Raw genomic sequence first — 13,076 nt, forward strand, 5'->3', positions numbered from 1 at the left:
AGTTTTTCGATCCCCCAACCCCCTTAACAAGGGGGCTATGAAAAATTACTGAATTGTTTCGTGGCTTGGCAATTTTCCAGTCCGCTCTAGTTCCAACAGCAACCGTTTTCGCCAAATTCCACCGTTGTATCCAGTTAATTGTCCATCTTTGCCAATTACGCGATGACAGGGAATCAGGATATCGATCCGATTCATCCCATTTGCTCTAGCTACGGCACGAACTGCTGTTGGCTGACCGATCCGCCGAGCCAGTTCATCATAAGAGATTGTCGTCCCATAAGGAATGCGTTGTAACTCTGACCAAACTTTTTCTTGAAATGCAGTCCCTTGTGGAACCAAAGGAGTTGTAAACTCGGTTAACTTACCTGCGAAATAACACGCCAGTTCATCTCGCAAATGCTCGATATGATGATTCGTCACGGGGAGAATTGGATAACCAAAATGCTTGCGAATTGTGGCATAGTTATGCTCAAGCATTTGCTTATCTGTATAGGCGATCGCGCATATCCCTCGCTCGACTGCACCAACAAGTAATGCTCCTAAAGGTGTTTCTAAAATTTGCGTGGCTACAAAGTCGCTAGTTTGGCTTTGTCCTGGGGGGACACCAAAGACTTTGCTGAAGGCTTCTCTAAACCCACTATGAGATTCATATTGATTGGCAAAGACAACATCATCTAACGTGGCTCCCGCTCGAATTTGCGTCAAAGCATTCGCCAATCGTCTGCTGCGACACCATTCTACAAATGTCATGCCGTAATGCTCTCGAAACCAGCGTCGGACTCGTTCGGGAGTTGTTTTTAACTCACGCAGTTCTGCGGCTGTAATTTTTAGATCTGGTGCAGTTTCTACGCGCTGTATCAATGTTGTCACCCAATCTGGCAGCGCCCCATAAACTAAAAGCGGATGACATCGTTTACAAGGACGATAACCTGCAAGCACAGCATCCCGAATTGTGGGAAAGAATTCGACGTTTTCCAGTTTCGCACGGGCAGGACAAGAAGGGCGACAAAAAATTCCTGTCGTGCGGACAGCTACAAAAAACACGCCGTCATAGCTAGCATCTTTGCTACAAGCGGCTTGTTCCATTTCAGCGCGCGATGGCAAGAGATTTAAGTTCATTTGCACGGGTACGCAATTCAATTCCATACTGGCTATTGTTGCAAGCCCATACATTGCCGTCTACCGAAAAAGCGACATGACATCGATTCGGTAAGCTAGCGTGAAGGATGAAGTGCGATCGCCTCTACTCTTTAGTCAATCCATTCTAGAAGTCCTAAAGAGGTTATACTACCGATTAAATGAGTTCCGATTAAGTTAACGTTAGATAAGATTACCAAAATATCTAAAGAACGAATTAGATTTTGGCGATTATATATTGCGACCCCCTGGGGAACGGATAAAGATTTTGATAATACTGCGATCGCGCTGACTTCTGAGGCAACAAAAGCGATTAACATTCCGATAAAACTGACGATTAAACCAATTTTTAAAGCTTGAATGACTTCTTCTTTGCGAGGATGAATCGTGCGATCGCTTGATTGCAAGCGTCTAGCTAAACTTCGATCTCTAAAAGCCCAAACTACGCTAAAGGCAGCTAGTAATACACCGACAATTGCTAGAAATATACTCAGGCTAATACTGGCATTCTCTGCTACCTCGCTGGCATTGCGGCTAAGGATGGCAAATATTAAAGCAATTCCAGAGGTACTCGCTAATGCTAGCTGTATCCAAAAGCTAAATCGACTTACAATCCGAAAAGCAGCGGCGAATCTTTGTTTAGTTGGTGTTGGTAATGAGTCTTTGATTATTTCAGACATGTATTTCTCTCACAGGCATATTTTACCTTTGTTATAAAGAAGCTATTGAGAGAAATCATCAACCCAAAGTTAGCTGTTGGGATAATTTTATATATAATGAGATAGACCGAGGGGTAGGTTCACCAGCAACCTCTGCGTTTATGTAAAGATATTTTTAAACCTAGCTTTCTCAGGATATGGCAAGGGGTCTGGATTTTATGTCGCGCAAAGTCGCAAAGACGCGAAGAAGAACGCAAAAAGGCTTTGAACGAGCTACTTAGAGGGTTTGAAGTTGGAAAATTCGCAAATTGCACTGAAGGAACAGTACCGACAGTGATAACCTGGATTGGGAGGAAAGATTTTACTAAAATTATAGGGGTTTTGTTCGTATTTATTAATATCTCGCTGGTGGCGAATTGCAATCCTTGCCAGTTGACTTTCAATTGCGTCGAGTTGACTGGGAGTGACGCGAATTAGAGCGGAGGTTTTACACTGTTCTAAATTATAAAAGGAAGCAACTGCTGTATATTGAGGATATAAATAACGGGCAGCAACGAGGTAGACAAATGCTTGTCTTTGGTCGAAGATAGATTTACCCGTTTTAAAATCGATAATGTGTAATGTTTTATCTGATTCTGTTAAAATACAGTCCATCGTAGCATAGAGTCGAAATCGGTAGTTTTGTTGTTCGATCCAAATTGGTTTAGGAAATCCTTCCTCACCACTAGTTAATTCAATAATATGTTTTCCTACTAATAATGGATGAGCGTGATAATTTTTGAGAATCTGCGTTACTCGCTGCTGAACTTGTGTGGTTAATTTGCCGAGTTTAAGTAACTGCGAGACTCTTTCCACGCCATCAGGTTGAGTCAGAAATTGACGGTGACGGTGGAACTCGTAAACGCCTTTTTGCGCCAACAACCCAATTCGCTGCGGAATGCTAGCTTGGGTAAGTAACGATTGAACGATCGGTTCTTTTTGTCTCGCTTTGATAAAACCCCGCTTCATTTGGCAATGCCAGCGTTCTTGTCCTACGGCTGGGACAACTAACGACCACAAGTGATAACTAACAAAGGGTTGCCCAAGAATTGGCATCGTTCTCAGAAGAAACAACAAAGATACGGACTGTCTAACAAAGGAGTGAAGCAAGAAACTTCTTGTACTATTAATGATGAATATAGGGTGGCAAACTGTGAATGCCAGTCAAATCGGCAAAATTAAATTCGGTACTGACGGATGGCGGGGAATCATCGCTGATGATTTTACCTTCGCCAACGTCCGACGAGTGACAAGGGCGATCGCAAGTTACCTAGAAACTGCATACACTAAAAGTAGACCAGTTTTGGTGGCGTACGACACCCGTTTTCTGGCAGAAAAATTTGCCCGTACCGCTGCCGAAGTCTTAGCAGAATTGGGATGGAGTGTGAAAATTACCGATCGCGATTGTCCGACTCCGGTAATTGCTTATAATGCCCGTTACTTAAACTCAGCAGGGGCATTAATGTTCACCGCTAGCCACAACCCTGCACCCTATTGCGGGATTAAATACATTCCCGACTATGCTGGTCCTGCTACTCCAGAGATTACTGATACAATTGTGGCAAATATTTTTGGTGTGGAGGATACTCCGCCAAAATTTATCCGCAATGACAGAATTTCTACTTTTAATCCCCAGCCCGAATATCTGAAATTTATCTATTCTCTGATTGATATCGAAAAAATTCGTCATGCTAGGCTGAGGGTAAAGTATGATGCCCTCTACTCGACTTCTCGCGGCTACCTAGATACGGTATTGAGATACTGCGGTTGCGAGTTAGAAACATTCCACGCCTACCGAGATGTCTTGTTTGGTGGTGGAATGCCGGAACCACAAGGCAAACAGTTAACTCAGTTGGTAGCAGCCGTACAAGCAGATGCCGCTGACTTGGGCTTAGCTACGGATGGAGATAGCGATCGCTTCGGTATTGTAGACGAATTGGGCAATATTTTAACCCCGAATGCTGTCTTGTTACTGCTTGCCCGTCACTTAATTGAAAATAAAGGCAAAACAGGAGCGATCGTCCGTACTGTCGCCACCACACGTTTACTCGATAATTTTGCCGTTAAATACAGATTACCTTTGTACGAAACTCCTGTAGGATTCAAGTATATTGGGGAAAAAATGCGCGAAACCACTGTCTTGATTGGCGGCGAAGAATCGGGTGGTTTAAGCGTAATCGGACATATTCCCGAAAAAGATGGGATACTCGCAAATATGCTAGTTGCTGAGGCGATCGCCTATGCAGGTAAGCCATTGAGTCAGTTAGTTGCAGAAGCAATTGCTGATGCTGATGGTCCCCTGTACAACCACCGCATCGATTTGCACCTCAGCGATGCCCACAAAGCCGCCATTATCGACAGTTTTACTCAAAATCCTCCCAGGGCGATCGCCGGAATCGCAGTTAAAGAGGTCAGTCGCAAAGACGGAGTTAAACTGTATTTAGCAGAGGGCAGTTGGATACTGTTACGCCCATCAGGTACGGAACCCCTCATGCGCGTCTACATGGAAACCAACTCTCTCGACAAGCAAGATCGAATTGTGATGGAAATGGAAAGAGCGATCGGGCAAATTGGTATATAGATAAGTCAAAAGTTAAAAGTTAAAAGTCAAAACTGAGAAGTCAGGAGTCAAAAGTCAGGAGAAATATAAACACGAACTCTCACTACTCCCTACTCCCTACTCCCTAATCTATGAAATCCTTCGCTAGTCTTCTCACTTCTTCTATTGTCGCTGTTTGGATTGTGGCGATCTCGCTGCTATCTATGCAAAATGCCGATCCAATTCGGCTGAAGTTTTTACGCTACCAGACAATTCAATTACCAGTTGGTTTTGTTTTGGCTGTTAGTGCTGGGGTAGGGGTGGTTGCAACGGCTTTGATGCAGCCTCTCTGGGGTATAGGGAGTACACCTGCACGATCTATTGAGGAAGACATTGAAGATGAATTTTCTTTTGATGAATAGTGTAGAGACGCTACGCCATAACATCTCTACAATCTACAAAATAGAGAACTCCTGTATGCTATTCCGATAAGCGAATCTCTTTGTGAGACTGCTTGCTTCTGTCTGGCATAGATCCATTGTGATAGGTTTTGGCGTACTGCTTTTCAGGATCGATACCTTTGAATGTGGGGGGTATCCAAACGCGGACAACGAGTAGGGCTGCTAATACCAGCAGAAAGGCACATGCAGCTAAGATCTGATTCCAGGGAACTTCTAAAACTCCCCGCACGATCACTTCTCGCAATACAGATACAATAGACACTTCCACCATTACACCAATCGATACTCGCTGTTCTTGCAGGTAGATAATTAGCAGTCGGAACAACTCAACCAGAATCAGTAGGAACAGAATATCAGCCGCGATTTGGTGGAAATTAAGAGGGGGTAGCAACATAAAGAATATTCCCCTCAGTTGAATTGCCATGACACAGAACAAACCAACGCACAGAGAGATGACAATTAAATCCTGAATAGTTTCTAAGCTACGCACGATCGCACTACGATTGAAAAATTCGTACCAATAATGCAATGGGCTTTTTAAAGGCTGATTCATTGGGAAATTCTCCTGTGTGCGGTTAGCTCGTTATGCTTACATTAACTTATGTTTTTAAGTTTTAAATTTTGAAAAAGTTATATAAATAATTATTGTCCTCGATCGCGAGCGACAACTACGACTATTTGCAGAAGACTGGTAATCATTGCTGGGTTGAGTATCTGGAGCGATCGCCTGCCAAATTTTTTTCAAAATAGGTCAACATACCGCAGAGATTTTGTTCTCTAAGCACATCTTTCCTTAGGAGGATTTGGGAAATTATGTGCGATGATTTCATGGAAAAAGTTTGTTTGAGGTGTAACTTGCATGAAAGCTAGATATCTATCATTCATAGGTATGGCGATCGCAGTGGCATTGAGTGGTGGTGCTGCTTGGGCGCAATCAGGTTCTGTACCGAAAGAAATCCAGCTTTCACAGACAGATAGCCCGTCCCAAAATCCGACTCAACCAACTCAACCTTCTCAGTCTCAGCCACCAACTCAAAAACCAGCCCCAGCGCAGGTTAGTCAGAAAGAACTGCAACAATTTGCTAACGCAGTCAAAAAACTACAACCTATCCAAGAGAACGCCCAAAATCAGATTGTTCAAGCAATTCAACAGGAAGATTTGAGCGAAAAACGGTTTGGGGAAATTTACCAATCGCGCCGAAATCCTCAAGCGCAGCCTACAGCCAAAATTACCCCTGACGAAAACAAGAAATTCGATCAAGCCAACGCCAAAATCGAAAAAATTGAGCAGTCCACCCAAGGGCAAATGGAGCAAGCTGTCAAGGGGGAAGGTTTAGATATCCAGCGATTTAATCAAATCTTTCTCACCCTGAGACAAAATCCAGACTTACTGCAAAAAGTGCGAGAAATGATTAAGACTGCTGGCTAATTAGTGGCTAGTGGTTAGAGGCTAGTGGCTAGTGGCTAGTGGCTAGACAAAGATTCTAGTCACCAGCCACCAGTCACTAGTCACAAGGCAAAGATTCTAGTCACCAGCCACCAGTCACTAGTCACAAGGCAAAGATTCTAGTCACCAGCCACCAGTCACTAGTCACTAGACTACAGCCAATTCCCTACCAAAACGTAGGGTGCCCAGTAAACTGGATGGCGATAGCGTGGGTTTTGTAGTAGAGCAAGTTGAGCGCGGCGGAGTGCCTCGGCTTTTGTCATCTCAGCCGTAGATAGCTCCTGGTAGAACTGACTCATGAGCGGTACGGTAGCAGCATCGCTGACATACCAGAGAGTTGCCAAGGTACTACGCGCCCCGGCTCTGACCGCGACTCCAGCCATACCGAGAGCAGCGCGTCTATCTCCAGCAACAGTACGACAGCCGCTCAATACCAGAAGTTCGATCGCATTTGGTCGTTCTAAGTCCGAGCTAGGTTCGCGTACCCGCAGCAGTTCGTCTAACTGCTTAACATTGATCGGTCCATCCCAAGCGAGAATATATGTCTGATCGGCTTGCGAACCAAACTGAGCGTGACTGGCAATATGGACGATGGAAAAAGGCAGAGATTTAATTTGGTTTCTCAGCGATGTGCTAGTGAAATTTTGATTGAGTAACTCTCTTCCTGGCACTTCCGAGCGAATTTGATTCAGCTCTAAGGCTACATTCGTCAGCGCTGGATAATCTCCTCGTGGTTCGGTCAGTCCAGCAGTCAAGGCTCTCAAACGCTCTCGGCTTAAAGGCTGGGGCTGGAGTAATTCTAGACTGGGCGTGAGAGCAACGCTATATTTTTGGACGAGAAACTGTTTGCCATCGTGCAGAGCCGCCATTGGTAGTTTCTGCAAGGAAATATCTAGCACGAATACCAAAGTTGTTACACCACTTTTTTCAATATCGGCAGCGGCGGGTCGGATCAACCAGTCATAAACTTGTTGGGAGAGAGTCAAAAAGTCTTGAGAGTAGCGGATAACCAAATTTTGCCGTAACTGGTCGATCGCGCTTTCGACTTGAGTGCGCGGTAAAGCCGTAGCATAATGACGCAAAGGTTGCTTGGGCAAGCTGACAATAACTTCCAAACGGTCTTCTAAAATCACCGGATAGATCACAGCCGCTTGAGGATCGACGCGATCGATTTGAGTTGGCTGGGTATCTAAACAAGCTGCTCGAAAGAAATCGACGAGTTCGGCAGCTTTGAGAGATTCAAAGACGGTACGAGCTTGGTTGAGATTCTCTTGACTCGGTTGAGTGCCATCATCTTGCAACAGCAACCCGACAAACTGCCGATACACCGGTTCTACGCTCTCGCGAAAAGAAAACTGTACGGTGGGATTGATGCTAACTAGATCGTTACGCAGAGATTGGAGAGTTTTCACCGCATCAGCATAAGCCGCGATCGCACCTTGATTATCTTTCTCTGCTTTCAGCAGCCTTCCCAACTGCCATTGCCAGCTATAAGCAATATCTGGAGCATCAATTGACTGAGTAATCAACAGTGCTTGCTGAGTCAGTTTCTTTGCCTCTGCCAACTGTCCGACTTGCTCGTACAATCCACCCAAGCTACCCAAAGCATAAGCTTCAGCTCGCGGATCTTTCAAACTCCTTGCCTGTTGCACCGCAGTTGCTAGAACTTGGGCAATTTCTTGGGTTGTTGGTAGTTGGTAGTTGGTAGTTGCTCCCTCAGCTCCCTGGGCTCCCTCAGCTCTCTTCCCCCTGCTCCCTAGTTTCATCAAACTATCGGCAAAGTTAATATGGGCGTAAACTGTAGCTCGGCTGGGAGGTAGTTGGGCTAGTTGAGTTTCGATTTGAGGAATTAATTCTCGGGCGGCTGAATCTCGTTGAGTTTGACTCAATAGTTGTAGTTGGTTCAGCTGGGCTTGAAGCTTGGTACTAGCAGTAGGAGCAGACTTTTCTGCTTGTTGATAGTAATCTAAAGCAGCGTCGGTATCTCCTTGAGCGCTGACCGTGTTACCTAAACTCAACAGTGTCGCTGCGGTTTCTGGCGCAGAAGGTAGGCTTTGGGCAATCTGCAAACTTTCTTGTAGGGTTTTGCGAGACTGTTCCAAATCACCAACTTGTTGTAAAACCTCTCCCAGGCTGCGCAAACTAACTGCTTTAGTCAGAGAAGCGGGAGTATTGCCCAGAGATTTGTTGATTTCAGTCGATTTTGTTAAGGCACGGCTGTACAGTCCCATCGCCCGTAATGCTTGGACGGAATTAATTTGGCTGCGGATCTCTCCTGCTTTATTACCAACTTGAGTATAAAGCGCTGCCGATCGCCCCCAAGTCTCGATCGCCGTTTCTGCTTCCCCTGTCAATAATTGCAGTCTGGCTTGGATGTCTAAGGCTTGGGCGAGAACTTCTTGGGTGCGGGAGTCGGTAGGGGCGCACTGCTGTGCGCCCGTACAGGGGAGTCGGGAGTCGGGGGTTTTCTCTGCTGCGTATCCGAGCAACTTGAGACTCTCATCGATCGCCTGTTTTGCTTCTGTCCAAGCGCCGAGTTGTTGATATGTCAGCGAGAGATTGCTCAAAGCTAGGGCTTGCTTGAGAGTATCGTTTTTAGTTCGATAATCTTGCAGTGCTTGTTGCAGTATGTTGACTGCCTCTGCATACTTACCTGCGTCGTAGAATGTTTTACCTTGTTGCAGGCGATCGCCCTTCTGTGCGATCGGGATTGACTGACTGGGAATCGTCGTAGAGGGGGCGGGAATTTTGGCGATCGCGGGTACTTGTGTCGTACACAGCAATGCGATCGAGGCAAGCAAGCTATAAATAATCCGTTTTCTATTGAAATATATTGGCTTTAGTTGAAATCGAAAATGGGAAGCAACAGATTTTTTTCTATTTGAGTTTTTCATACCATTGATTTTTAAACGAGATAACGACGATCTGTAGAGGCGCACAGTTGTGCGCCCCTACACAAGTTATGCGTCCCTACAAATTGCGCGCCCCTATAGATATGTTTTGCATCCTTTTCCTACCGATCCTCACGGACGATTTCTAGGTACAACTAGAGGACTAGAGGGAATCGTACCACTTACGGCTCAAAACCAGCATTAACTAGTCGTGAATTTTTAGCCGGAAATTTTAAATCGTAAATTTTAGCTCGTAAAGTTTACGAACCTTGGCAGGAGGTAGGTGGATTATATCTGCGTGTAGTAGCTAAGGGTGCAGTCGTTAGAATCACCTTGCCATCGCGATCGAATTGCCAGGATGTGGCTTCCTGAATAGGTTCTACAGGAGTTGTTGTCCGATCTGCCTTGGAGATAGTTGGCTCTACTGCGGCACGGTTTTGAGTTTCCGGCGTTTGCAAACTTGCCCAATCTGTGAGGAGAGCGTCAGGACTGAGTTTATCTCCAGGGGAAGGAGGTAAACCGCCGCGTCCGGTGACAGCAAATCGATTCTCTACTCCCGAAGGACACCCGGCTGCGACTAATGTGGAAGCATCGACCAATCCCGTAGGTAGTTCTACAATATCGCGACTGGGATCGATATCGGCAGCATTGAAAGTAACAGTGCCGCTAAGAGAGGGATTAGTTTGAGAAATGGCTGTAATGTCGTTACTGGGCAGGCGGCTAGGATCTAACTGTGTCGGATCGTCAGTTCCCAACAAAGCCTGGAGTTCTTGACGCGAGAGTGGCGTGAATCCAACGATAGTATCGGCTGTAATATCGACCCTACCACCACTGCCACTGAATGCATTTGCAGTAATATCGTTATTGCCATCAGAATTAGCAATGACGAGGGGAGTATCGATGCTAATGTTACCACCATCACCAGGTTGTTGATTCGTACCTGCTGTAGTTGAGATTTGACTGTTGTTGCGTAGTCGTAATTCTTTACTAGCCCGCAGTCGAATATTACCACCATCGCCTGAAGTGGTGATAGCAAAAATGTTGCCTCGATCGAGGTTGAGCGATCGCACATCTACATCGATATTACCTGCACTACCCCGCACCGCGTTGCTGGTATTCAATTGAGCGCCATTAGTTAAAGAGAGCGATCGCCCCCGAATCCGAATATCTCCACCTTGGCGATCGCCTGACAGCTCTGAAGTTCCCGAAACACTACTGAAAACACTACTGGGAAGGTTATTGGTTCCCACACCATCCAAAACAATAGCATCGCGAGCATCAATCGTGACATTGCCAGCGTTGCCTTGACCGAGAGAGCTAGCAGAGATAATACCACCATTAGTTAAGGATATAGAGCCAGCTGCTACATTGACGTTGCCACCATTCCCTACAGCTTGCTGTTGAACGGCGCTGAACACCCCACTACTAAATCCTCTATTACTCGTTCCATCAATGGAGAGGAGATCGCGGACATCAAGCGTGACGCTACCAGCATCTCCTTGACTAAAGGTGCTAGCAGAGATATTGGCTCCGTTTTTTAACGACAAAGAGCCAGTTGTGACGCTGACATTGCCACCTTTGCCTACGCCTCCTTCCAAATTGCTGAAGATCCCGCCACCAAACAAAGGTCCTGTACCATCGAGATTAGTATCATTTTTCACATTAATTGCAATGTTACCTGCGTCTCCCTCACCCCCAGAGTTAGCATTGACTTGAGCGCCATCAATGATGGATAGCGATCCAGCACTCAAGTTCACATCACCCCCTCTGCCTTTGCCAGTCGCTTCTACGGTGCTAAAAATGCCACTTCTGAAGTTTGGATTGACCTCGCTTACCCCAACAAAGTTGACAGCATCACTCACATCGATCTCTACATTACCTGCATTGCCCTGCCCCGAGGTACTAGTCGTGAATTGAGCGCCATTAGTCAAAGAGAGCGATCGCGCTTTGAGTTTGATATCGCCACCTCTACGCCCGCTTTCTAGCTCAGATGTTTGATCCAACACGCTTAAGACTGAACTAGGTAAGCCATTAGAACCTACTCCATCAAAAGAAACGCGATCGCCAGCCGTAATTGCGATATTACCTGCACTACCTCCACCAGCAGAAATAGCCTGCAATATCGAACCGCCACTAGCAGAAATACCCTCGGTGGTATTGACTTCTATATTGCCAGCATTACCTTTTTGTCTAACTGAAGTCGCTATTTGCGTTCCATTTATTAACGACAGCGATCGCCCATTAATGCGAATGTTGCCACCGACGCGATCGCTTTGTACCTGTGGAATCTCGCCTAAAGTAGAGTTATTCGGCAAGTCTGATGGTAGAGCTAAAATGCTTGCTACTGCACCCCCATCAAAAGAAATGCGATCGCCAGCCGTAATTGTGACGTTCCCAGCATTTCCCTGACTGTAGGAAGCAGCCTGCAACACCGAGCCTCCACTCACAGAAATATCTCCCGCGATCTCAATTTGGATATTTCCCGCATTCCCTCTACCAAGAGTTGAAGTAGCTATCAGCCCCCCGTTGGAAAGGGACAGCGAGCCTGCACGTACGCTAATATCAGCACCATTGCCAGTACCGGATGGTGCTACAGCGCTCAGTAATCCACCACTAGCTCCGTTAATAGACACTCGATCTCTGGCTTGGATATCTACCCTACCAGCATTACCCTGTCCGTTGGTAATAGAACCAATCTGAGCATTACCGATAATATTTAAAGAACCTGTGGCGATCGAGATATTACCAGCATTTCCCAGGCCGAATGTTGAGTTTTGGATACCGCTACTAGAAGTTGAGGAACTCGTGCCGTCCACGGTGACTGTATCTCTAGCATTAATTTCTATATTTCCTGCTTGAGAGTCAACTGTCCCTTGAAATATTCCAGTCACCAAGCTACTTCTATCTGAAATACTTAGGTTACGAGCATTGACGCTCATGCTACCACCATTGCTAGCAACTGTTCTCACATTGGCTGCGTTTGTTAGCGATATGTCTGATAGGGTTAAATCTGTAGGAAAGCTGAAGCGGAAACCACTGAGATCGGGGTTAATTCCTACCACGCCTGGGGCAGCAACTGCACCTAATTCTACTCGTCCACCCGCAGCAGTTAAGTCCCCACCTTCCAAGCTGACATTGCCACCAATTAAGGCAAGAGTTCTGCCAGCATCTACCTGTAAACCGACACCGTTAGCACGGTTGATCATATTGCCTGGATTTACACCAAATTGCAAACCCAAAGGGACGCTGACGGTGAGCAGTGGCGTACCCGTACCTGGTGTGGCGCTAAACTGCGTGCCATCGGCAAAGTTGATACTGTTAGCTGTTGTGGCAATGAAGGAACCACCGATATTTAAGCTGGCATTTTGACCGAAAAGTATACCGTTAGGATTGAGTAGGAATAAATTAGCCGTACCTCTTGCGGCTAAAATTCCATCAATCTCAGATCTGGAGCCACCTGTAACTCTGGTGAGGATATTTTGAATATTTGCTCCGTTATCAAATAAAGCTGCTCGTCCATTGGGGATGGAAAATTGCTCGAAGCTATGAAATAAATTACTTCCCCGCGTGGCTCCACCAGAGATTGTATCTATACCATCTGGGCTGGAGTTGACTATGGAATTATCTACACCTAGAGTATTATCAGGTCTAAGTTGGCTATCCGGTGGAACTTGAGCCAGCGCAGTACTCCCAAACGCTGTACTTCCTATCACCACGCTAGCTAGTCCTAGCCTTAGTGCCTCACGCCAAAAAATTCGTCCCATTTCTCCCCTCTCCGCTCATTCTGCTCGTATCTTTTTAGACAAGTAACTCAGTATTCAAGGCTACACTGCCTAAAGAGATATTGCCAGAAAAGTCACTTGTCTGCGGTTAAGAATGCTTGCAGGGGTGTAGAGAAGCGCA

Annotated in this window: 10 protein-coding genes; 4 read left to right on the forward strand and 6 right to left on the reverse strand. The window is 46.0% G+C overall.

The annotated features are described in order from the left end of the window. Positions 1–45: 45 nt before the first annotated feature. The 3 genes from CHRO_RS02360 to CHRO_RS02370 all read right to left on the reverse strand — a co-directional run bounded on the left by CHRO_RS02360 (position 46) and on the right by CHRO_RS02370 (position 2,891). Positions 46–1,119 (reverse strand): bifunctional transcriptional activator/DNA repair enzyme AdaA, encoded by a 1,074-nt coding sequence (locus CHRO_RS02360; RefSeq protein WP_041462731.1) that lies wholly within the window; start codon positions 1,117–1,119, stop codon positions 46–48. A gap of 131 nt (positions 1,120–1,250) precedes the next feature. Beyond that, a complete protein-coding gene (locus CHRO_RS02365) occupies positions 1,251–1,817 on the reverse strand; it encodes a DUF3611 family protein (protein ID WP_015152574.1) in 567 nt (188 codons plus the stop codon). A 252-nt stretch (positions 1,818–2,069) separates the two neighbouring features. Further along, positions 2,070–2,891 (reverse strand): PD-(D/E)XK nuclease family protein, encoded by an 822-nt coding sequence (locus tag CHRO_RS02370; protein ID WP_015152575.1) that lies wholly within the window; start codon positions 2,889–2,891, stop codon positions 2,070–2,072. A 73-nt stretch (positions 2,892–2,964) separates the two neighbouring features. On the opposite strand from CHRO_RS02370, the gene CHRO_RS02375 reads away from it, so the two are divergent. Beyond that, complete coding sequence (locus tag CHRO_RS02375) at positions 2,965–4,416, forward strand: phosphoglucomutase/phosphomannomutase family protein (RefSeq protein WP_015152576.1); 1,452 nt, start codon at positions 2,965–2,967, stop codon at positions 4,414–4,416. Between the two features lie 110 nt (positions 4,417–4,526). Further along, positions 4,527–4,796, forward strand: coding sequence for a LapA family protein (locus CHRO_RS02380; protein WP_015152577.1), 270 nt, complete (start codon positions 4,527–4,529; stop codon positions 4,794–4,796). Between the two features lie 58 nt (positions 4,797–4,854). On the opposite strand, the gene CHRO_RS02385 is transcribed toward CHRO_RS02380, so the two are convergent. Continuing rightward, the gene (locus tag CHRO_RS02385; RefSeq protein ID WP_015152578.1) at positions 4,855–5,388 is read right to left on the reverse strand and encodes a phosphate-starvation-inducible PsiE family protein; all 534 of its coding nucleotides are present in this window, start codon (positions 5,386–5,388) and stop codon (positions 4,855–4,857) included. A 306-nt stretch (positions 5,389–5,694) separates the two neighbouring features. Between CHRO_RS02385 and CHRO_RS02390 the strand changes: the two genes are divergently transcribed. Continuing rightward, positions 5,695–6,264, forward strand: coding sequence for a DUF4168 domain-containing protein (locus CHRO_RS02390; RefSeq protein ID WP_015152579.1), 570 nt, complete (start codon positions 5,695–5,697; stop codon positions 6,262–6,264). A gap of 170 nt (positions 6,265–6,434) precedes the next feature. Here CHRO_RS02390 and CHRO_RS02395 read toward each other — a convergent pair whose 3' ends face one another. Further along, positions 6,435–9,176, reverse strand: coding sequence for a CHAT domain-containing protein (locus CHRO_RS02395; protein ID WP_015152580.1), 2,742 nt, complete (start codon positions 9,174–9,176; stop codon positions 6,435–6,437). A gap of 49 nt (positions 9,177–9,225) precedes the next feature. Here CHRO_RS02395 and CHRO_RS31505 point away from each other — a divergent pair, with 49 nt between their 5' ends. Continuing rightward, the gene (locus tag CHRO_RS31505) at positions 9,226–9,378 is read left to right on the forward strand and encodes a hypothetical protein (protein ID WP_158631856.1); all 153 of its coding nucleotides are present in this window, start codon (positions 9,226–9,228) and stop codon (positions 9,376–9,378) included. 55 nt (positions 9,379–9,433) lie between these two features. Here CHRO_RS31505 and CHRO_RS29390 read toward each other — a convergent pair whose 3' ends face one another. Then, a complete protein-coding gene (locus CHRO_RS29390; RefSeq protein ID WP_015152581.1) occupies positions 9,434–12,937 on the reverse strand; it encodes a two-partner secretion domain-containing protein in 3,504 nt (1,167 codons plus the stop codon). Positions 12,938–13,076 lie beyond the last annotated feature (139 nt).

Origin of the sequence: Chroococcidiopsis thermalis PCC 7203, assembly GCF_000317125.1 — a bacterium.
Classification (GTDB): domain Bacteria; phylum Cyanobacteriota; class Cyanobacteriia; order Cyanobacteriales; family Chroococcidiopsidaceae; genus Chroococcidiopsis; species Chroococcidiopsis thermalis.